The sequence below is a fragment of the Amycolatopsis sp. NPDC051716 genome, from assembly GCF_040681595.1.
Taxonomy (GTDB): domain Bacteria; phylum Actinomycetota; class Actinomycetes; order Mycobacteriales; family Pseudonocardiaceae; genus Amycolatopsis.
The window spans coordinates 182,765-203,580 of sequence record NZ_JBFAZA010000002.1; the positions used below are offsets into that span (position 1 = coordinate 182,765).

General features: G+C 68.9%; 19 protein-coding genes, 1 tRNA gene and 1 pseudogene. 11 read left to right on the plus strand and 10 right to left on the minus strand.

Annotation, left to right across the window (positions count from 1 at the left end):
• Positions 1 to 38: 38 nt before the first annotated feature.
• From thrS to AB0M30_RS03055, 3 genes are all read right to left on the minus strand, one after another.
• A complete protein-coding gene (gene thrS, locus AB0M30_RS03045; RefSeq protein WP_364579120.1) occupies positions 39 to 1,250 on the minus strand; it encodes a threonine--tRNA ligase in 1,212 nt (403 codons plus the stop codon).
• 367 nt (positions 1,251 to 1,617) lie between these two features.
• A complete protein-coding gene (locus AB0M30_RS03050; RefSeq protein ID WP_103338124.1) occupies positions 1,618 to 2,085 on the minus strand; it encodes a heme-degrading domain-containing protein in 468 nt (155 codons plus the stop codon).
• A gap of 25 nt (positions 2,086 to 2,110) precedes the next feature.
• Positions 2,111 to 2,488, minus strand: coding sequence for a VOC family protein (locus AB0M30_RS03055; RefSeq protein WP_364579123.1), 378 nt, complete (start codon positions 2,486 to 2,488; stop codon positions 2,111 to 2,113).
• Between the two features lie 68 nt (positions 2,489 to 2,556).
• Between AB0M30_RS03055 and AB0M30_RS03060 the strand changes: the two genes are divergently transcribed.
• Entirely contained in the window at positions 2,557 to 4,506 is a 1,950-nt protein-coding gene (locus AB0M30_RS03060) for a phosphocholine-specific phospholipase C (RefSeq protein ID WP_364579126.1), read from the plus strand.
• Here AB0M30_RS03060 and AB0M30_RS03065 read toward each other — a convergent pair.
• Positions 4,503 to 5,732, minus strand: a complete 1,230-nt coding sequence (locus AB0M30_RS03065; RefSeq protein WP_364579128.1) for a M20 family metallopeptidase — start codon at positions 5,730 to 5,732, stop codon at positions 4,503 to 4,505. The genes AB0M30_RS03060 and AB0M30_RS03065 overlap by 4 nt on opposite strands.
• Positions 5,733 to 5,809: 77 nt before the next feature.
• Between AB0M30_RS03065 and AB0M30_RS03070 the strand changes: the two genes are divergently transcribed.
• From AB0M30_RS03070 to AB0M30_RS03085, 4 genes are all read left to right on the plus strand, one after another.
• Positions 5,810 to 6,292: a tRNA adenosine deaminase-associated protein gene (locus tag AB0M30_RS03070; RefSeq protein ID WP_199191272.1), complete on the plus strand. Its 483-nt coding sequence runs from the start codon at positions 5,810 to 5,812 to the stop codon at positions 6,290 to 6,292.
• 23 nt (positions 6,293 to 6,315) lie between these two features.
• Positions 6,316 to 6,744: a nucleoside deaminase gene (locus AB0M30_RS03075; RefSeq protein ID WP_364579131.1), complete on the plus strand. Its 429-nt coding sequence runs from the start codon at positions 6,316 to 6,318 to the stop codon at positions 6,742 to 6,744.
• A 20-nt stretch (positions 6,745 to 6,764) separates the two neighbouring features.
• Positions 6,765 to 6,980, plus strand: a complete 216-nt coding sequence (locus AB0M30_RS03080) for a CsbD family protein (RefSeq protein ID WP_364579133.1) — start codon at positions 6,765 to 6,767, stop codon at positions 6,978 to 6,980.
• Between the two features lie 33 nt (positions 6,981 to 7,013).
• Positions 7,014 to 7,101: transfer RNA gene (locus AB0M30_RS03085), tRNA-Ser, on the plus strand.
• A gap of 89 nt (positions 7,102 to 7,190) precedes the next feature.
• On the opposite strand, the gene AB0M30_RS03090 is transcribed toward AB0M30_RS03085, so the two are convergent.
• Together AB0M30_RS03090 and AB0M30_RS03095 are read right to left on the minus strand one after the other, a co-directional pair.
• Positions 7,191 to 7,688, minus strand: a complete 498-nt coding sequence (locus tag AB0M30_RS03090) for a tyrosine-type recombinase/integrase (protein WP_364579136.1) — start codon at positions 7,686 to 7,688, stop codon at positions 7,191 to 7,193.
• A gap of 117 nt (positions 7,689 to 7,805) precedes the next feature.
• Positions 7,806 to 8,564 carry an SAVMC3_10250 family protein gene (locus AB0M30_RS03095; RefSeq protein ID WP_364579139.1) on the minus strand — a complete coding sequence of 253 codons (759 nt, stop codon included), beginning with the start codon at positions 8,562 to 8,564 and terminating at the stop codon, positions 7,806 to 7,808.
• 960 nt (positions 8,565 to 9,524) lie between these two features.
• On the opposite strand from AB0M30_RS03095, the pseudogene AB0M30_RS03100 reads away from it, so the two are divergent.
• A pseudogene (locus tag AB0M30_RS03100) lies at positions 9,525 to 10,422 on the plus strand (IS5 family transposase).
• Here AB0M30_RS03100 and AB0M30_RS03105 read toward each other — a convergent pair.
• Positions 10,419 to 10,874 carry a hypothetical protein gene (locus AB0M30_RS03105; protein ID WP_364579142.1) on the minus strand — a complete coding sequence of 152 codons (456 nt, stop codon included), beginning with the start codon at positions 10,872 to 10,874 and terminating at the stop codon, positions 10,419 to 10,421. The pseudogene AB0M30_RS03100 and the gene AB0M30_RS03105 sit on opposite strands and share 4 nt — an antisense overlap.
• 672 nt (positions 10,875 to 11,546) lie before the next feature.
• Here AB0M30_RS03105 and AB0M30_RS03110 point away from each other — a divergent pair.
• Together AB0M30_RS03110 and AB0M30_RS03115 are read left to right on the plus strand one after the other, a co-directional pair.
• Entirely contained in the window at positions 11,547 to 12,371 is an 825-nt protein-coding gene (locus tag AB0M30_RS03110; protein ID WP_364579145.1) for a hypothetical protein, read from the plus strand.
• A 1,089-nt stretch (positions 12,372 to 13,460) separates the two neighbouring features.
• Positions 13,461 to 14,243, plus strand: coding sequence for an NAD(P)H-binding protein (locus AB0M30_RS03115; protein ID WP_364579148.1), 783 nt, complete (start codon positions 13,461 to 13,463; stop codon positions 14,241 to 14,243).
• Here the strand turns inward: AB0M30_RS03115 and AB0M30_RS03120 are convergent.
• Both AB0M30_RS03120 and AB0M30_RS03125 read right to left on the minus strand, forming a co-directional pair.
• Positions 14,236 to 14,808 (minus strand): hypothetical protein, encoded by a 573-nt coding sequence (locus tag AB0M30_RS03120; protein WP_364579150.1) that lies wholly within the window; start codon positions 14,806 to 14,808, stop codon positions 14,236 to 14,238. The two genes, AB0M30_RS03115 and AB0M30_RS03120, sit on opposite strands and share 8 nt — an antisense overlap.
• Positions 14,805 to 15,167: a hypothetical protein gene (locus tag AB0M30_RS03125; RefSeq protein ID WP_364579151.1), complete on the minus strand. Its 363-nt coding sequence runs from the start codon at positions 15,165 to 15,167 to the stop codon at positions 14,805 to 14,807. Before AB0M30_RS03125 ends, AB0M30_RS03120 begins: the two co-directional genes overlap by 4 nt.
• A gap of 310 nt (positions 15,168 to 15,477) precedes the next feature.
• Here AB0M30_RS03125 and AB0M30_RS03130 point away from each other — a divergent pair, with 310 nt between their 5' ends.
• Complete coding sequence (locus tag AB0M30_RS03130; protein WP_364579154.1) at positions 15,478 to 16,398, plus strand: TauD/TfdA family dioxygenase; 921 nt, start codon at positions 15,478 to 15,480, stop codon at positions 16,396 to 16,398.
• A gap of 16 nt (positions 16,399 to 16,414) precedes the next feature.
• A complete protein-coding gene (locus AB0M30_RS03135; RefSeq protein WP_199191271.1) occupies positions 16,415 to 16,861 on the plus strand; it encodes a limonene-1,2-epoxide hydrolase family protein in 447 nt (148 codons plus the stop codon).
• 291 nt (positions 16,862 to 17,152) lie between these two features.
• On the opposite strand, the gene AB0M30_RS03140 is transcribed toward AB0M30_RS03135, so the two are convergent.
• Positions 17,153 to 18,091 carry a CapA family protein gene (locus AB0M30_RS03140; RefSeq protein ID WP_364579158.1) on the minus strand — a complete coding sequence of 313 codons (939 nt, stop codon included), beginning with the start codon at positions 18,089 to 18,091 and terminating at the stop codon, positions 17,153 to 17,155.
• Between the two features lie 126 nt (positions 18,092 to 18,217).
• On the opposite strand from AB0M30_RS03140, the gene AB0M30_RS03145 reads away from it, so the two are divergent.
• Entirely contained in the window at positions 18,218 to 20,683 is a 2,466-nt protein-coding gene (locus tag AB0M30_RS03145) for an endonuclease/exonuclease/phosphatase family protein (RefSeq protein WP_364579161.1), read from the plus strand.
• Positions 20,684 to 20,816: the final 133 nt, after the last annotated feature.

The window sequence follows — 20,816 nt, forward strand, 5'->3', positions numbered from 1 at the left end:
CCGGCTCGACCCGCCCCCGCTCGCTTGGCTGACCTCCGCTACGGCCTCCTGACCTCCGCCCCGATCCGCGCAAGCACCTCTTCCGCACCAGCCGCGTCGAGCCGGCGCCCATCACGCAGCCGGACGGAAAGCTGCCCCTCGGCGACCTCCTGCGGGCCGATCACGGCCTGGTACGGCACCAGCCGCCCGTCTCGGATGCGCGCGCCGAGGCTGCCTTCCGATGCGATCTCCGCGCGCACGTCGCCGCACCGGGCCAAGACCTCCCGTGCGTACGGCACTTCGGCCGCGGACACCGGCAGCAGCCGCAGCTGCACCGGCGCCAACCAGGCCGGGAACGCGCCGCCGTGGATCTCGATCAGCTGGGCCACCGCGCGCTCGATGCTGCCGATGATGCTCCGGTGCACCATGACCGGCCGGTGCTTCGCCCCGTCCGCGCCGACGTACTCGAGGCCGAACCGCTCGGGCTGGTGGAAGTCGACCTGGACGGTGGACAGGGTCGATTCGCGGCCCGCGCCGTCGGCGATCTGGACGTCGATCTTCGGTCCGTAGAACGCCGCTTCGCCCTCGACCGCGTCGTACGGGAGGCCGTCGAGGACCGAACGCAGGATCTCCACGGCGCCGGCCCAGTTGCCGGGCACGTACTTCCCGCCGGGACCGGGCAGGGAAAGCCGGTAGCGCGCCGGGCTGATGCCGAGCGCGTCGTAGGCCCGCCGGATCAGGGCCAGTGCGGCCGCCGCCTCGGCTTCGACCTGGTCGAGGGTGCAGAAGACGTGCGCGTCGTTGAGCTGGATCGCGCGCACCCGGCTCAGCCCGCCGAGCACACCGGACAGTTCACTGCGGTACATCCCGCCGATTTCGGCCATCCGCAGCGGCAGCTCGCGGTAGCTGCGGCCGCGCGAACGGTAGATCACCGCGTGGTGCGGGCACAGGCTCGGCCGCAGCACGAGCTGCTCGCCGCCGACGTCCATGGGCGGGTACATCTCGTCGCGGTAGTGCGACCAGTGCCCGGAGATCTCGTACAGCTCGCGTTTGCCCAGCACCGGCGAATGGACGTGCTGGTAGCCCGCGCGCTGTTCGAGGGCGTGGACGTACTCCTCCAGGCTGTGGCGGATGATCGCGCCGTCGGGCAGCCAATAGGGCAGGCCGGCGCCGATCAGCGGGTCGGTGCCGAACAGGCCGAGTTCGCGGCCGAGCTTGCGGTGGTCGTGCATCGTGGACTCCCTCGTGGACGGCGAGGCGGAAGACCACAAGACGAAGCCCGGGGCAACCGCCCCGGGCCGGAAACATCGTTCAGCGCGCCGGGACACTCTCCGGCGTCGTCGTCAGTGCAGCGCGCTTCATGGGATCGACGGTAGCAACCGCCGCCAAGCCGTTTATCCCTCCGGAAGCTGGAACGTGTCGAACCGCGGTTTCCCGGCGGGCCGCAGCACGAGCACGTTTCACGCCGCCGGCGGTGTGCCGGGTCTCGACGTGCTCGAACGCCTTCGGCACGACGTCGTCCGGGAAGAGCCGGCGCCCCCTTGCCCAGCACGACCGGGTACACGCCGGGCGCCTGGTGGACGCCGTCGAGGGGCAGGAACGGGGTCGTGCCGATTCGACAACCCGGCCGTAAGGAGTTCAGGAGTCCAGGAACAGCTCCAGCTGCTCGACGACGAAGGCGTGGTCGTCGGCCTGCGGGAGCCCGGACACGCCGACCGTGCCGACCGGCCCGACCCCGCGCACCAGCACCGGGAACACACCGCCGTGTGCCGCGTAACGGGCCTGGTCGAGGCCGGACTGCTCCTCGAACGAGCCGCCCTTCGCGCGGAACTGCGTCCCGACGAAAAAGGAGCTGTGCCCGAAGCGGTCGACGACGCGGCTCTTGCGGTCGATCCAGGCGTCGTTGTCGGCCGACGTCCCGGGCAGCGCGGCGTGGAAGAGCCGCTGGCCGTTGCGCCGGACCGAGATCGTCACCGGCAGCCCGCGGTCGCGGGCGGCCGTCAGCAGCTGCTGGCCGAGGGCGAGGGCGGTCTCGTTGTCGAACCGGGCGAACTGGAGGCGTTCCTCCTGCTCGGCGAGCTGGGCGAGGCGGTCGGCTTCGGTCATGGACGTATTAAATCAACAGCGTTGTTTAATTGCCAGTGAACTCGGTCAGGGACAGCACGTTGCCGTCCGGGTCGCGGAACCAGGCGATCCGGCCGCCCGGCGTGGTCCAGATTTTGTCGGTGTCCTGTGGCAGCGTGTCGAAGGTGAGGAACTCCACGCCACGGTCACGCAGCTCGGCCACCGCCGCCCGGATGTCGGCCACGGCCCAGCCGAGCACGGTGAACGGCTGCGGCGTGAACTCGGCGACGGCGGTGACGCGCAGCATGGTCGCGCCGCTGCGGAACACACACGCGAAGGGGGTCTGCTCGATGAACTCCAGCCCGATGACATCCGTGTAGAAGGCGCGCGAGCGCTCGAGGTCGACTGACGGTGCGAAGGCGACCAAATCCGCTGAGTTGAGCATGGCTTCACCTCTCTCGGTGGCGAACGTACCCCTCGGCCGAGCCGCGGCCGGGGGACCAGGAGGTGGGCATGGGGCGGATCCGTCGTCGCACGGTGCTGGGCGGTGCGGCCGCGGCCACCGTCGCCGGCGCGCTGCCGGTGGCCTGCGCCCCCGTGCCGCGGACGGGCAAGATCGACGACGTCCGCCACGTCGTCGTGCTGATGCAGGAGAACCGGTCGTTCGACCACTACTACGGCACCATGGCCGGCGTACGCGGCTTCGGCGATCGCGCGGCCCTGCGGGACGTCTTCCGCCAGCGCGGCGACAAAGGCGGCCCGGTGCTGCCGTTCCACCTCGACACGTCCGTTGTGGACGGCCAGGACCTCGGCGAGCTGCCGCACGACTGGAACAGCACGCACCGCGCGTGGAACGGCGGCGCGTACGACCGCTGGACAGCGGCGAAGAGCCCGATGACGATGGGGTACTTCACGCGCGAAGACCTCCCGTTCCAGCACGCGCTGGCGAGCGCGTTCACCCTCTGCGACAACTACTTCTGCTCGATCCAGGGTCCGACGCACCCGAACCGGCTGTACCACTGGACCGGCACGATCGACCCGGACGGCCTCGCCGGCGGCCCCGCGACGCACAACGCGCCGGACTACGAACCGTCCTTCCGCTGGACGACCTACCCCGAACGGCTCGAGGCCGCGGGCGTCTCCTGGCGGATCTACGCGAACGACGAGGAGCGTGGCGTCCCCGAGCACTTCGTCGGCGACTACGGCGACAACCCGCTCTGGCTGTTCCAGAACTTCCACGACGCGCTGTACTCGATGGACCCGGCGAAACGCCGGCTGGCCGAACGCGGGAACCTGCGCAAGCGGCTGCAGCCCGACTCGGGGAAGGGAAAGGACCTCGACCACGTGCTGGCCGAGTTCATCGCCGAGTGCGCGGCCGGCACGCTGCCCGCGGTCTCGTGGGTCGTGGCTCCGTACGGCTACTGCGAGCACCCGGCGGCGCGGCCGGTCGACGGCGCCGCGTACCTCCAGCGCATGCTGAAGGCGTTGTGGGACAACCCGGAGCTGTGGGAATCGACGGTCGTCTTCATCAACTACGACGAAAACGACGGCTTCTTCGACCACGTCGTCCCGCCGACGCCGCCGCCCGGCACCCCCGGCGAATACCTGCCGGGCTACCGGCCGGAGAAGGGCGAGCCGTCCGGGGCACCCGTCCCGATCGGGCTGGGCCCGCGCGTGCCGATGACCGTCGTTTCGCCGTGGAGCCGCGGCGGCTGGGTGAACTCACAGGTCTTCGACCACACGTCGGTGCTGCGGTTCCTGGAGACCTGGACCGGGGTGCGCGAGCCGAACATCTCGGCGTGGCGCCGGGCCATCTGCGGCGACCTGACCAGCTGTTTCGACTTCCAAGCGCCCGATACGACCATCCCGCTGCTGCCCGACGCGAGCGCGTTGCGCGCCGAAGCCGACCGGACGCAGGCCCGGCTGCCGAAGCCCGGGCTGGGGCCGGGCTCGCTGGTGCAGGACCCCGGCACGGCGAAGGCGCGCCCGCTGCCCTACCAGCCGGTCGCCTGGGTCACGGCCGAGGCGGGCGTCCTGAAGCTCCACCTGGCCAACCACGGGACGCAGGCGCTGCAGCTGGCCGCGTACGCCTACCACGCAGGCGGGGCGTCGCAACGCTTCGACGTCGGCCCGGGCGCCTCGATGGCGGGCGAAATCGCGCACGGCGGGACGTACGACGTCGCCATCCACGGTCCGAACGGGTTCGTCGTCGAGGCTTCGGGCGGCCTGGGCCTCGATGCGGCGGTCACGTTCACGCCCGCGCCCGCACTGCGGGTCACGGTGACCAACAGCGGTCCGTCACCGGTCACGCTGAACGACGTCACCCTCCCGCCGGGTGGCGCGCACGACTTCCCGGTGCCGGCGCGCCACGGCTGGTACGACGTCACGTTCGAGACGCCCGGGTGGCGCCGCCGGTTCGCCGGTCACCTGGAAGACGGCCGCCCGTCGCGGACCGGGCCCTAGCGGAGGGAGTCCAGCGCGAAGGCGGCGAGCATCGCGACGCCGTGGGGCATCGCGTCCTCGTCGAAGAGCACGCGGTTGGAGTGGTTCGCCGCCGCTTCGGCGGGGTCGACGCCAGGCGGGCACGCGCCGAGGAACGCGTACGCGCCGGGGACGCGTTGCAGGACGTAGGAAAAGTCCTCGGCGCCCATCAGCGGGTCGGCGAGCAGCTCGACGTTGTCCGGTCCCAGCACGGCCGCGCCGAGCCGCAGCACCTCGGCGGCGACGCGATCGTCGTTCACCGTCACTGGGTAGCCCGGCTCGACGTCGGCGACCACGCGGCAGCCGTAGGCCGCGCCGACCTGCTCGCACACCTTCGGCAGCTCGGCGCGGACCAGCGCGCGCGTCTGCTCGGACAGCGTGCGGATCGTGCCCTCGAGCTCGGCGGTCTCGGGGATGATGTTCGTCGTCGTGCCGGCCTGGATCCGGGTCACCGAGAGCACCGCGGGGTCGAACACGCTGACCCGGCGCGTGATCATCGTGTGCAGCGCCCCGACCATGGCCGCGGCGGCCGGCACCGGATCGATGGTGTGCTGCGGCGCCGAGCCGTGGCCACCCTTGCCCGTGACGCGCACGTGGAACGAGTCCGCCGACGCCATCAGCGGGCCGGGCCGCAGCTGCAGCAGGCCGCTGGGCGCGTTGGCGAGGATGTGGACGCCGAACGCCCGCTCCACCCGCGGGCCGGCGGCGTCGAGCACCCCCTCGTGGATCATGAACCGGGCGCCGTGGTGACCTTCCTCACCCGGCTGGAACATGAACACGACCGACCCCGCCAGCTGGTCCCGGCGCTCCGCCAGCAGCCGCGCCGCCGAAGCGAGCATCGCGACGTGCGTGTCGTGCCCGCACGCGTGCATCGACTCCGGGTCCTCCGACGCGAAGTCGAGACCGGTCTCCTCGGTCAGCGGCAGCGCGTCCATGTCGCCGCGCAGCAGCACCGCCGGACCGGGCCGCGCGCCGCGCAGGACGGCCGTCAGCGACGTCGTGGCCCTGCCTTCGGTGATCTCGAGCGGCAGGCCGTCGAGGGCCTCCCGGATCGCCGCCTGCGTGCGCGGCAGGTGGAGGCCCTGTTCCGGGTGGCGGTGCACGGCCCGGCGGAGGGCGACCGTGCGGTCTTGCAGCGCCCGCGCGTCGTCGAGGAGCCCGGCGAACGGTGTGCCGGGCAAGGTGGGCAGGTCAGTGGGGCCGGTCATGGTCCCGATAGTGCCGCATGCGGCGCTTCGGGCGCACCGTGCGTGCGCGAGATCCACCGGCGGAATACGGTGTGCGCATGGCGGTGGAAGAGCCGGTCACGGGCTTCGCGGTGGCTGTGGTCCGGGAAGACGGTCGGTGGCGGTGCAGTGCGCTCGACCCGGGGGCGTTGACCGAGCTGGACGCGGCGATCACTGAACTGGGCAAACTACGTTCCACCGGCGCGAGCTTCGGGCTGCTGGCGGTCGACGACGAGTTCTTCGTGATCGTCCGGCCGAGCCCGCGGGGGCCGTCGTTGCTGCTCTCGGACGCGGCGGCGGCGCTGGACTACGACATCGCGGCGGACGTCCTCGACGTCCTGCGCGTCGACCCACCGGACGAGGAGGACGACTCCGTCTGGCCCGAGGGCGACCTGGAGATCCTGACCGATCTCGGGCTGCCCGGGCCGGAGCTGGAGGTCATCGTCGGCGAGGTCGACCTCTACCCGGACGAGCAGCTGCAGATGGTCGCGCAGCGCTGCGGGTTCGGCAGCGAGTTCGCCAAGCTCCTGGACGAGCTCTGAGACGCCCGTCCGACACCGAGGCCGTGGAGGCCGCGCTGGAAGCGGCGCGGGCCCCCGGCGCGGACGTGCCGATCGGGGCGGTCGTGTTCGGCCCCGACGGCCTCCCGCTGGCCGCGGCCCGCAACGCACGCATCGAGCTGGGCGACCCCACGGCGCACGCGGAGATCCTCGCCCTGCGCGCGGCGGCCCAGGTGGTGGGCGACGGCTGGCGGCTCGAGGGCTGCACGCTGGCGGTGACGCTCGAGCCGTGCACGATGTGCGCGGGAGCGCTGGTGCTGGCCCGCATCGCCCGGCTGGTGTTCGGGGCGTGGGAGCCCAAGACGGGCGCGGTGGGGTCGTTGTGGGACGTCGTGCGTGACCGCCGTCTCAACCACCGCCCTGAAGTGCACGGAGGCGTCCTGGTGGACGAGTGCGCCGGGCTCTTGGAGACGTACTTCGCGATGCGCCGCTGAGAATTGGGTACTCCTCCGGTATGACGATGAAGCACCGGATCCAGCAGGCAGTGGGCAGCGCTCGCGAGAAGGCCGGCGAGGTCACCGGCAACCGCCGTCTGGAAGCATCGGGCCGAACCCAGCGACGCACGGCCCAGCTGCGCTCAACGGCGTCGGACGTCGGCCGCCGAGCCCGCCGCGTGGCGCGCGAGGCCCAGGTCAGGCTGCGCGGCAACCGGCCCGCCGACCCCAGGTGAGCCCCAGCTCCGCCCTCGGGTATTGTTCTTCGCGGTGGCGTGTCCGAGCGGCCGAAGGAGCACGACTCGAAATCGTGTGACGGCTAATCCCCGTCCGTGGGTTCAAATCCCACCGCCACCGCTCTACGCAGGCAGAACGCCGGACCTCCCTTCGCAGGAGGTCCGGCGTTCTCGCTGAGGGTCTCAATTCGGGTCTCAGATGCCCCCTGATCAGGCGGGCACGAGCGCGCCTTCTGGGCCGTCGTCCTCCTCGTCTTCGTCGTCCGGATCGGCCCACATGTGGGCGCCCACCTGCTCCGCCACCGACGTCACCAGTTCGGTGTTGACGTGCATGTACCGCTTGGCCACGGCCGCGTTGGACCAGCCCATCAGCTCCATCACGGCGGGCAGCGGCACCTTGAGCTCCAGCAGCACCGTTGCGGCGGTGTGCCGCGCGTCGTAGAGTCGCGCGCTGCGCACGCCTGCCAGGCGCAGCAACGCTTTCCATGCCCGGTTGTCCGGCGTCGGGTGCGTCGGCCGGCCGATCGGCGTGGCGAAGACCCAGTCCTCCTCCTCCCAGAGAACCGCCGCCGCTTCGCGTTCCTCCGCCTGCTGGACGCGGTGCGTCTCCAGGGCCTCGATGACTGGCCGGGGAAGGCCGATGACGCGGCGTCCGGCCCGCGACTTCACCTCACCGACGCCGGCTCGTTGTGTGCTCGGGTGGATCATCGGCTGGTCATCTTGTTGGCGCCTTTGAGGGCCTCGACCTGAGGGTTCAGCGGTTATCTAATAAGCGGAGGACGGCGAGAGAATTTCCGTTCCTCGGCCAACTGCCATCGCCATTAGTTAACGATCCACACTTGGTTCTCCCACTAGCTCGACATATAGCGGACTTGCCACAACTAGACGCGCGGACTTTCCGTCCAAGTACTCGCATTGCATGCTCGCGGTAACTCGGGCATATCCAGCCATCCATGCGGCATACTCCTGAGGAACCGCTCTATCCATTCGACTAAGTATCCATCCAAGGTTAACGTGCAAAGACACATCAAAGCCAAGTCGCTCGTTCATCTCTGCCCATTTTTTGGTCTTTTCAGCCCACTCTCCGCTTTCAAGCATGGAAACAAACTCGCGAAACCCGTGCGCATCGGAAGGATTGCCGAAGAATGATCTCTCCCTTGTGGGGGTTTCCGTAGCCGCTTGGCCGACCAGGTGTTCCGGATGGCCATGTAGAAGCAATCTTGTTGACTGTTTATCATCCTGTCGTGCGTCCCAAAAAAGGACAATAGGCCCGACGATTTCGGTCGCAATAGGATGGGCTGTGTTTGCGAGCGTGTAGTTAAGACGTGCTTCATACTGTATCCAGTCGCCCGCCTGGAGCCTGTCGTCTTCGTACCACCGCACGACCCGCGACGACTCTAGATGGTCCAGAACTTTGGCAAGACTCGGATGACGACTCTCGGGAGCGTCGGATAGTGCGAACTTGGCTCCTATGCCGGGCGCCTTGAGTTCGGTCTCGCGAACCCTGCGAAATAGAGCAATTCGTGATCTTTTTGGCTGGAATGATCGAAGTTTTCGCCTTGACAGATACACCAGCTCGCGCATGGGACCAGGATGACCCCAGGCAGGCTCGACAGCAAGGGGCTCGGCGCGCTGACGCGGCGGTCGCTGGTGTACTCACGGACACGACCAAGAGGACGCCGCATCCGGTGTTCAAAGAGGCCCTCGAGGACAAGATCGGGTCCGCGAGGGCCTCTTTACGTCAGGCCACAGGATTGTGACCAGTGCGCGCGGTGAACAGCGTCCCGGCCCGGACTGCGGACCTGACCTCGTCGAGAGCGAGACCATCGGCCTGGACGATTTCGCGCGTCCGTTCCAGCCCTGGGAACCCCGCGTATCCCTCGTTCGTGTGAAACGCCAGGGGGCCGCGGGTGGCCGGACTAGATGATTTCGCGGTCCTTGAGGCCGGCGACGCCACGTGCACCACCGCATATACCGCGCGCCGTGCGCGGTATATCCCGCCGCTCCCGCGGCAAAACCGCAGGTCAGGCAATTACCGCGCTACCGCGCTTACCGCGCACACCAGTGCGAGGCCCGACGGACAGGGGCGCACCCTGCTCCGTTGGGGGCGACCAGTTCGACCCACGGGTCCGTCTCAGTCTCCGTCTCAGTTCAGGCCCGTTCAGACTGTGGGCTGCTGTTCCAGGTGTGTCCTGGCCAGGGCTTCGGTCCTCGGATGAACCCGGCTGAACGGTCGTGCCGAGATCTGAAAAGCGGAAGGTCGCCGGTTCGACCCCCGGCCCTGGCCACCGTTCTGATCGGCCAAACAGCCGCGCATCGTGCAACCGGGACTCCCGCACCCCCGCCTCTTCGAGCAGCGCCTTCCACTCGTCCAGGTGGTGCGACAGCTGGCGACGTTGTCACACCACCTGCCGGTACGCGTTGTGCAGCTCATCGACCAGGTGGGCGTGGTCGAGTCGGCGAGGTCCAGACGATCCTCGCAGGAGCGGACCACTAGGGCGTGTCTGACAAAAGTCTCGGCCGACGGCTGCCATGCTCTCGTGTGTGTCGCGGTTTCAGTTGCTCTCGGATGAGCAGTGGGCGTTGATCGAGGACCTGTTGCCGGTCCGTACCGGTAAGCGTGGGCGCCCGTTCTCGGATGCGCGGGCGATGGTGGAGGGGATCATCTACCGGTATCGGTGCGGGCTGGCGTGGCGGGATGTGCCGGCGGTGTTCGGTCCGTGGCAGACGATCTGGACCTGGCATCGCCGGATGGCCGGCGACGGAACCTGGGACACCGTGCTGCAACGACTGCTCACCACAGCAGACGCGGAGGGGTTGGTGGACTGGTCGGTCTCGGTCGATTCCACGATCGCTCGGGCGCATCAGCACGCCACCAACATCACCCGTCCCACAGGGGGCTGGGTCGAACTACACGGATCTGCTGACCGAGCCGCCTGATCACGCGATCGGCCGCTCCCGCGGCGGCTGGAGCACCAAGGTGCATCACCTCGTTGACGGCAACGGCCGGCCGCTGGTGACGCTGGTCGGGCCCGGCCAGGCCGGGGACGCACCGATGTTTCCGCACTTGATGCGGCACCTGCGGATCCGCCGAGCGGGACGCGGTCGGGCCCGCACCCGACCCGACCGCGTCCGCGGTGACAAGGCCTATTCCTCGAGGGCGATCCGCGGCCATTTGCGGACGCGCGGCATCGCTGCGGTGATCCCGGAGCCAGCCGATCAGGTAGGGCACCGCCAACGCCGCGGATCCCGCGGCGGCCGCCCACCTGCCTTCGACGCGGTGGACTACCGCGGCCGCAACGTGGTCGAACGCCGGTTCAACCTGCTCAAACAATGGCGCGGCCTGGCAACTCGTTACGACAAGCTCGCCATCATCTACAGGTCGGCGGTCGTCCTGCACGCTGTGGTCACCTGGACCAAGGCATTGTCAGACACGCCCTAGTCGCCCGTAGCAATCCCGCGCTCGGGGGTTGACGTCGGTGGCTGCGCTGATGTGGTCGGTCCTGAACTAAATGCGCGATGACTGTTCGTTTCGTCCAGACCGCGTATGTGTCTCAATGCATTATTGACGAATGTGGCGCGAGCCGCCACAAATTTCTCATGTGCCTTATCCCATTCCGGGTGGTCAGGATGGAGGTCTTCGGCCGCCAGATTAGTGGCCGGGTTGCCCTGGTCGAGCAGGCGTCGAATATCTCGCAATGTGCGAGTCACTTTCTCGTAGGAATTAAAGACGCCAGGGTCGTCCGACAGGTGCATGACTGACTCTTGGTAGGCCATCTCTCTGTCCGTGTCGATCAATCGTCGGACGAGTTCCGCCTGATCTACGACGACTTGCTCAAGAGTGTCCGTCCTTCTTCTGTAGGTGAAGCTCGCGAAGTCGCTCAGCGCGTGCATGTAGTTTCGCGCAGCCGTCAGTGCGGCTGTGTAGATTACGCGGTAGTGATCTCGCTCGGCTCTTCTTATTTGGCGGAGGTGCTCCTTTTCCCTTCGCCGGCTCTCCAGCTTGTCATTCCACAGGAGGACTATAAGTGACACCAAGGCGGCGGACCCCGCCGAAACCACAGAAGATACCCATGTTCCCATGAAGTCATGGTCGCATCTTGAGTTCCACCGAGGGTGGCGACGGGGTTCGCCCGATGGGATGAAGAATGCCTCGTTACCTGCGGAACAAGACGGCGACCTCGGTAAAGAGGCGACAGGTCGACGAGGCGGTCGTGTCCCGCTCGCGGAGGGTCACAGATGGGGTCCCAGTTCGTGCCCGTTCAGCGGGGCCGCTGGTGTTGCAGAGGTCGCGTTGAGCTGCGGAAACGTACCCGCTCGGATCACCTCGAACAGGTAGGCTCGGTGAACGCTGAGCGTGAAGTGTGCCACTAGGCTGTTGCACTCGCACGTTGCACCGTGGAGGAGGACCATATGAGTGAAGTTCCCAACTGGATATCGGCTTGCTCGGCATTTGTGGCGCTCCTGTTTGCGGGAATTGCCGCGTGGTGGACAGGGAAGTCGGCGCGGGCGGCTGAGAAGCAGGTTTAGGCGGCGAATGCGCAGGTAGAGGCCGCAAATGCTCAGTTGAAGTTGGCGGAGGCCGCTGCAGAACGCCAGGAGATCCGTGCTGCTGAGTCTGAGGCGCGGGCCAGCCGTGCCGAGATCCGAGAACGCGAACAATATGCTGCTGCGGAAGAACGTTTCTTGAAGAGTCAACTCGACTCTCGGGCGCCCGCGGCATTTATTAAGGTCGAGCCAGGTTATAATCGAGGTTTCTCGATCTTGGATGGTGCACCAGCGCGACGTCGATCTGTGCCGGATTTGGTGGCTCTCCCCGCTTCCGAGTTGCATAACCTTAGGAACATAGATACTGACTTCATGTCTTATGGATTCAATAGGGCGATTCATGACAATAATGCGATCGAAATCGCAAGTGGGGAAGAGTACGCCTTTGTTGTAACGGTCACTCTGGAGTTGGTGAACGTGTCACGCTATCCGGCACGTATCGACATGTTCAATGCCGCTGGATTCGAGGTCATAGGTGATTTTCCTGGAAACTTCGCCATTGTGCCGCCGGAGACTACGCGCTTTGCTCTGGCGAGGCGTTACATTCATACCGGCGAACTTAGGGCTGTGAATGGATCTGGCTACGTGGAGTACGAGAACTCGATGCCTCGCATGGAATTTTGGGTTCGAGATCTTGGAATGAATATCCTAGATAAACATGTCCTGACGCTGGACCTAAGGTTTTTTCGGATGGATGGATCTAGGATTATCGTCGATAAGATGCCGGCCTATTCCTGGTCTGAGTACGCAGAGCAAGTGCCCCCGAGGATCTACGAACGCATCGACACTGCGAAGGAAGCCGCGCTTCGTGAAGCGCGCGACACTGCGACCGGAAAAGGCTGATCATCAGGTGCTGTATGCCCGCTAGCGGGCCCGATCGACAGGGGCGGCGGAGGACTCAGGGAATGGCGCGGCAAGACAGTAGGTAGACCCGGGCGTGAGATCTCGCCGGTTCCCGGGCGGCCCAGTCTTGCCGTCGTCGCCGCGGTACCAGGGCCGGCGGCGATAGACATGTCGGGCAGGATCGCGGTGCAGGCGACGGGTGGCGTAGTGGGCCGCGGGTGCCGGATGCCGTCGCGGCTGAGCAGGGTCCCCAAGGGCGAGACCTGCTCGGTTGTTGACCTCCAGTTCGCTCGTGGCCAACTCCGGAGGAGGTCTCAGATGGGGTCTCAGTTCGTGCCCGTTCGGCGCGGTGCTGGCGTTGCAGAGGTCGCGTTGACCTGCGGAAATGTACCCGTTCGGACCGCTCGGGACAGGTAGGCTCGGAACTCGAAATCGTGTGACGGCTAATCCCCGTCCGTGGGTTCAAATCCCACCGCCACCGCTCTACGCAGGCAAACCGCCCGGCGACCCTCATGGGGTTGCCGGGCGTTTTGCTGTCCCGTCTCGGTTTCCGTCTCAAATGCTCCCTCTGGGCCGTGGTGACTGGTGCGCGGACCCTTCTGTGCGTCCTGTCCGGAGGCTTCGCCGGGGCCGTGTTCGGCGTCCTGGGCGCGACCGAGGCGCAGGCCGGCCCGCGGGCCCCGATTCAGGCGGACGGGGGCGGTGGCGGCGTGGCACCGGCTCCCAAGCGACAGCCCCCAATCCGCCGCCTCCCCGGCCAACACCGGCCGCGCCGGCACCGGCCGGGCGCACGCCCTCGCAACCGGCGAAGACCAAGGCGGCGGCTCCGCTGCCGGCACCGGCGCCGGCCAGGCAGGCCGCTCCCCAACCCGCGCCGGCCGCGAAGACCCGTCCGGGCTCGAACACGCCGGCCCCGAAACCCGCGCAATGGCCGGACCCGCTTGGACAACGACAAGAACAAGCCGCTCGGCGGTTTCGGCTCCCTCTCCGGCACACCGCTCGGGGCGGCGAAGCTGAGCCGTCCGCTTGACTTGAAGGGCTCTTGAAGTGTGACCGTGGTCGGCACCAGCTGATCACCAGGAGCGCACCATGACCGTTCTCGTCACCGGAGCCACCGGCCACACCGGGCGTCACGTCGTCGCCGGGCTGAAGGCCGCCGGCGTGCACACCAGAGTTCTCGTTAGAGACGAGACGAAGGCGCCGGACGGCGTCGACGTCGTGCAGGGTGACATCACCGATCCCGCCGGAGCCGCCGACGGGGTCGACGCCGTCTACCTGCTCTGGCCCTTCTTCTCCGCCGACGGCATCGAGAAAGCCCTGGAACCTTTCAGGGGCAAGAAAATCGTCTACCTCTCCGCCATGTCCGCCGAGGACGGGGGCGTGTGGGGCGACGTCGAAGCCGCCGTCGAGAAGGTCACCGGCGACTGGACCTTCCTCCGCGTCACCGGGCTGGCCACCAACGCGCTCGCCTGGGCGCAGGACATCGAAACCGGTGTCGTCCGGGCGGCTTACGGGCAGGCGAAACGGTCGGTCGTCCACGAACGCGACGTCGCCGACATGGCCGTCAAGGCGCTCACCGAGGACCACGCGCGGCAGGTTTACCTTGTCACCGGCCCGGAATCCGTCGCGCAGGCCGACCAGGTCCGGCTCATCGGCGAGGCGCTCGGAAAGCCTGTCACGTGGGAAGAACAGCCGCCGGAAGAGGCGATAGCGCAGCTGAGTGGCTACCTGGGTGCGGAATTCGCGGCGGGCGCGGTGAACCACTGGGCGTCACTCGTCGACGACCCGGAACCCGTCTCGCTGGACGTCGCCCGCGTCACCGGGCATCCCGCGCGGCCCTTCGCGGAGTGGGCGCGCGAGCACTTCAGCTGAGTTCGACGGCCGGGGCCGTCAACGGCTCCAGTTCGGCCGCCAGCGCGGCCAGCGCCGCGATCTTCTCCTGCACGGCCCGGACCACCGCCGCGCACGTGGCGCCGACCTCGCTCACCACCTCGGCCGAACGGTCGCCGGCCAGCACCGCCGACACCGAGGCCGCCGCGGTGGAAGCGAGCGCGCACACCTCCTCGGACGCGGTCACCGCCAGCTCGTCCAGCCGGTCGGCGATGCGGACGCCCAAGGCCGCCGTCGACGCGGCCGCGCGCGCCGCCGCCGCGTACTGACCGTCCACTGTGTCCGCCCACGTGCCGAAAGTCTCGGTGCTGCCGCCGTTTTCGGCGTGCTCGACGCCGGCGCGGAACTCCGCCTGCGCCGAGGTCACCCCCAGCGCGCCGGTGTCGATCGCCGAGGCGGACGTGCGGATCGACGCCGGGGCGCAGTCGAGGTGCCGCAGCGCCGCCACCGGATCCGCGACGCCGAGCCGGCCCGCCGCCGCGCGCAACGCGGACAGCTGCGAAGCCGCCGACGCCAGGGCCGGGTGTTCGAAGACCTCGGCGGTCACGGTGCCACCGCTAACCGCCCCCGGAACCCGGTGCTCCGCGTGCTCACCGCCGCCATCCGCAGCCGGCCCGCCAGGTCCGACGTCGCGTCGCCGAGGACGCGTGCGTCCGCCTCGCGCGCCGCCAGCGCCGTCGCCCAGCGCGCGGCCAGCTCACGGGCCTGCGGCGAAATGCCGAACGGCGTCGAATCGACGCGGGCTTCGGCGAACCTCCCCGCTGCCTTGTCGTCGGCGGCCGCGGCCTGGTCGAGCAGGTCGGCGGCGGCCCGCAGCCGGTCCGGCTTCTGCGGGGGGTTCCGGGCGAAGCCCCCGGGGCGATGCCCCGCGCTGTCACCGATCCGCGAGCCTCTGCCTTCCGGCATGGGGACCTCCGTCATCAAGAGCGCTCACCCGATCGGGGAAGATCTTGCCTCATGCTCCCGAGCCGCCCGCATCGCGGTGACCTGCGGCGTTGTCCAGCGTTCCACCAAGTGGACGTCTTGACCGCACGTCGGGAAGAAAGCGACCATGAACGCATGTCCGCCACCTGGGAAACCACGCTGATCCGGGCTTGCGTGCGGTCGATCGGGGAGGGCGTCGTGGAGCTCCTGCTGCGCCGCGGCCGCCTGGGTTCGCCGCCCGCCTGACGCGAACCCGGCGTCCGAATTCCCCGAAAACCCTTGGAGCACAACCATGTCCGTAGATCTTCCTGCCCGGATTCAGCTGCGCGGGGCCGTCACGCCCGCGGATGGCATCGTCGAAGGCCCCCGAATCCTCCGGGAACCGCAGCGGAAGCCGTACGAGCTGTTCACCCTCCGCCCGCTCGGCCGGGTGCTCGGTGCCGAGGTCGACGGCGTCGACCTCGGCGCGCCCGTGGGCGCTGACCTGCGCGAAGAGCTCAACCACGCCCTGCTCGAGTGGAAGGTGCTCTTCTTCCGCGACCAGCGGATCACCTCGGCGCAGCAGCGCGCCTTCGCCGCGAACTGGGGCGAGCTGGAAACCAACCCGTTCATCCCGCAGGGTGACGACGACGCCGTCACGCGCTTCGAGCGCACGGCGGCCATGCCCGGCTACGAGAACATCTGGCACACCGACGTCACCTGGCGGCCGGCCCCGGCGCTCGGCTCGGTGCTGCGGCTGGTCGAGGTGCCGCCGGTCGGCGGCGACACGATGTGGGCCGACATGGCCGCGGCCTACGACAACCTGCCCGAAGACGTCCGCGCCCGCATCGACGGGCTCACCGCGGTGCACGACTACCTCCCCGGCTTCGACCGGTTCTCCGATCCCGCGCTGCTGGCGCGGTGGCAGGACCGCTTCCCGCCGGTGGAACACCCGGTGGTCCGGACGCACCCGGAGACCGGGCGGCGCACCCTGTTCGTCAACCAGGCGTTCACGACGCACATCACCGGCCTGGACCGGGCCGAGAGCGACCGGCTGCTGCGGTACCTGTTCCTGCAGGCTCACACGCCCGAATTCCAGGTCCGGTTCAGCTGGCGGCCGAACTCGGTCGCGTTCTGGGACAACCGCGCGACCCAGCACTACGCGGTCAACGACTACCACCCGCACGTCCGGATCGCGGAGCGCGTCGCCATCGCGGGCGACCGGCCGTTCTGAGCCTTAGCCTGGGGGTATGACCGATGAACCCCAGGCAGTGGTGACCGGTTTCCTCAAGGCCCTCGAAGACCTCGACGTCGACCGGGCGCTGACGTTCGCGGCGAGCGACATCGTGTACCAGAACGTGCCGTTGCCGCCCGCCCGCGGCGTCGCGGCGGTCGAAAAGCAGCTCAGGCTGCTGGCCCGGTTCGGCTCCGGGTTCGAGGCGCGCACGCACCACATCGCCGCGGACGGCAACGTCGTGCTCACCGAACGCACGGACGTCCTGCGCCGCGGCGCGTGGGAAGCGGAGTTCTGGGTGTGCGGCACGTTCGAGGTCGAGGCGGGCCGGATCGTGCTCTGGCGCGACTACTTCGACTGGACGACGGTACTGGCCGCGAGCGCGAAGGGCGCCGGGCGGGTCGCGCTGGCCGGCGCGCGCACGCTCCTCGATCGGTACAAGGGAAGGCAGGCGGTGCGCTAGACCCGGTGTTCGCCGCGGTCGTGGTCCCGAAGGTCCACGACCGCGGCTATCCCCAGCACCAGCACGAACACGCAACTGAGAACAATCAGCCCCCACATGATCGTTCTCCCTCCCCCCGTGTCGTGCCGATCGTGAGCTGTCGGGGAGTGGTCTGTGCCACTTTTCCGGCGGCTCACGCAGACCGTACCGCCGCTTAACTCAGGTTGTTCCGACCCTTGACCTTCATTTAAGGCAGATGCGCCGGATGGGTGACAAGCCCGTGTCCCGTTGTCACACACTGCGCGCGATCCGTTACGCACCAACAGGTACCGAGGCGATTCCGCTCTGGACGGTCACCGTCGTGGAGCGCAGTGCCGAGACCTCGGCGACGTACCGCAGCACCTTGTCCGCTTCGTCCCCGGCGAGCGGCTCGCACTCGTTGTCCGCGTTCCGCCGCACCGGGATGAGCTCGAGCCGCGGCTCGGCGCCGAACATGCACCCGGCCAGCAGCCCGTCCGGCCAGCCGGAGACGAGGCTGCCGAGGCTGTAGAGGATGGGACGGCGGCGGTACACCTCGACCGCCTGGATGGTGTGCGGCCCGTGCCCGGCGACCAGATCGGCGCCCGCGTCGAGCGCCGCGCGCCCGTACGCGACCTGGTACTCGGCCAGGTCGGGGCCCGGGAGGCCCCAATGCATCGAGACGACGACGTGGTCATAGGCGGCCTTCGCCTTCCGCACGTCGGCGACGAGCCGTTCCAGGTGTTCGGGGACCGGCGCCGTGCGGACGACCGGCGGGCGGCCCGGGATCTCCGCGACCCGGGGATCGGGCTGGTAAGCCGTGGTCGCAAACGCTTGCGCGACCCCCGGCGTGCTGGGCTGCGCGACTTGGCCGGGTGCACGGAGTGCGGTGTACGCGAGGAAAGCGACCTTTTCGCCGGATCGTTCGAGCACCGCGGGTGCGTGGGCGCTGTCGAGGTTCGCGCCCGCGCCGCAGTGGGCGATCCCGGCCTGGTCGAGCACGCCGAGGCTCGCCAGCGCGGCGGCCGGCGGATGCGGGGCGTCGTTGGCGACCGAGACGACGTCGACGCCGGTCGACTTCAGCGCTTCGGCCGTCGCCGCGTCGACGGGGCCTTCGAGGTTCACGAACCGGAGGTCGGCCCCTTCGAGCAGCGGGTTCAGCCGGCCGAGTGCGGCCGCGGGGGTGGTGCGGGCGGGGATGGTGACGTCTCCGCCGAGGACGAGCGTGATCACGAAACCTGCTCTGCCGAATGAGTGACGACGAAAGTAGTTGTTACGAATCGTTGCACCGTTGTCTTCCTCCTCCTCACTTGTTCGGGGGACTATGCCACGACTGTTCAAGCACAAAGGGGACTCAGGGTGACCAAGACCCACAGATCCAAGGCTGCCTTCACGGTGGCCGTCGCGTCGGGCCTGGTGCTCGGCGGCGTGGCCGCACCGGCCGCGCTCGCCGCACCGAGCGCCGACGCGGTCATCGCCGAGGTCTACGGCGGTGGTGGCAACTCCGGCGCGACGCTCACCAGCGACTTCGTCGAGCTCGCCAACCGAGGCGCGGCCGCCGCGAGCCTGGCCGGCTTCAGCGTCCAGTACCTGCCCGGTTCGGCGAGCCCGTCGAGCACCTGGCAGGTGACGCCGCTGGCCGGCAGTGTCGCGCCGGGTGGGCGTTACCTCGTGGCCGAGGGCAAGGGCGCCGGCGGCACCGTCGAGCTGCCCACCCCGGACGCGACCGGCGCGATCGCGATGTCGGCCACCGCCGGCACGATCGCCCTCGTCTCCGGCACTACGGCGCTGACCTGCAAGACCGCGGCCGACTGCGCCGCCGACGCGCGGATCAAGGACCTCGCCGGGTTCGGCACGGCGACCGTGCGCGAGGGCAACCCGGCCGCGGCGCCGTCGAACACGACGTCCGTCGCGCGCGGCACGGCGCTCGCCGACACCGACGACAACGCCGCCGACTTCACTGTCGGCGCGCCGACCCCGACCAACACCGCGGGCGAGTCGACCGGCGGGGACCCCGGCCCGGCGCCGACCCCGGCGAAGATCCACGACATCCAGGGCACAACGCGGATTTCGCCCTTCAAGGACAAGAAGGTCTCCGGCGTCACCGGGGTCGTCACCGCGACCCGGACGTTCGGCTCGTCGCGGGGCTTCTGGGTCACCGACGACCAGCCGGACACCGACCCGCGCACCAGCGAGGGCCTGTTCGTCTTCACCGGTTCGACGAGCCCGGCCGTCGCGGTCGGCGACGCGGTGACCGCGACCGGCACCGTCCGCGAGTTCTACCCGGACGCGCCCGCGACGTCGAACTACCAGTCACTGACCGAGCTGAGCAGTGCGGAGTGGACGGTCGGCTCGCACGGGAACGCCCTCCCGGCGCCGACCGTGCTGAACCCGGACACCGTGCCGACGACCTACGCGCCGCAGCCCGGCGGCAACATCGAGCCGCTCACCCTGGAGCCGGCGAAGTACGCGCTGGACTTTTGGGAGGCGCACGAGAGCGAGATCGTCTCGATCAGCGACGCCCGGGTCGTCGGCCCGTCGAACTCGTTCAACGAGCTGTACGTGACGTCGAAGCCGGACCAGCACAAGTCGGTCCGCGGCGGCAGCGTGTACCTGGGGTACGACCAGCTCAACAGCGGGGTCATGAAGGTTTCGTCGCTGATCCCGTTCGCCGAGCGGCCGTTCCCGAAGCTCAACGTCGGTGACGTGCTGACCGGCACCACGTCCGGGCCGGTCGAGTACAGCAACTTCGGTGGCTACACGCTGTTCGCCAGCGTGCTCGGGACCGAAAAGGACAACGGGCTGCAAGGCGAGACCACGCGCAAGCAGCGGACCGGCGAGCTCGCCGTCGCGACGTACAACGTCGAGAACCTGGCGCCGGGCGACCCGCAGGCGAAGTACGACCGCCTCGGCGAGGCGGTCGTGACGCACCTGGCGACGCCGGACATCGTGAACCTGGAAGAGATCCAGGACAACACGGGGGCGACCGACGACGGCACCGTCGCCGCCGACCAGACGCTGCAGAAGTTCACCGACGCGATCGTGGCCAAGGGCGGCCCGCGCTACCAGTGGCGCGAGATCGACCCGGTGAACGACCAGGACGGTGGCCAGCCGGGCGGCAACATCCGCGTGGCGTTCCTGTTCAACCCGGCCCGTGTGTCCTTTGTGGACCGTCCCGGTGGGACGTCGACGACGGCGGTAGGCGTGGTGCGCGAGCACGGCAAGGCGCACCTGACGGCGTCGCCGGGCCGCGTCGACCCCGCGAACGAGGCGTGGACGACCAGCCGCAAGCCCCTGGCGGGCGAGTTCGTCTTCAAGGGCCGCACGGTGTTCGTCATCGCCAACCACTTCAACTCCAAGGGCGGCGACCAGCCGACGCACGGCCGGTTCCAGCCGCCGGCGCGCAGTTCCGAGGTGCAGCGCGCGAAGCAGGCCACGGTGCTGCGCGGGTTCGTCGATTCGTTGCTGGCGGCCGATCGCAGCGCGAACATCGTCGTGGCGGGTGACCTGAACGACTACCCGTTCTCGCCGGCGGTCCAGACGCTCACCGCGGGTGGCGTGCTGAAGGACCTGATCGCGTCGGTGCCCGAAGCCGAACGGTACAGCTACGTGTTCGAGGGCCAGTCCCAGGTGCTGGACCACATCCTGGCGTCGAAGGCGCCGCGCGGGGTGGACTACGACGTCGTCCACATCAACGCGGAGTTCGCCGACCAGGCCAGCGACCACGACCCGCAGGTGATCCGGTTCCGGCCGGGCGCGGGCAACCCGCTCGAGGACGCGCTCTACGACTTCCTCGACTGGCTGGAGCAGGTCTTCGGCAAGTAGTTCCCGGTACGGCAAGGCCATCCCCGGGCGCATCGCCCGGGGGTGGCCTTGTTCGTGGTTGACACATTCGGGTGACGAGGAAACCGCGGAGCGTTGACGGCCGTCCTACGGTGGACTGGGACCACAAGGGGAG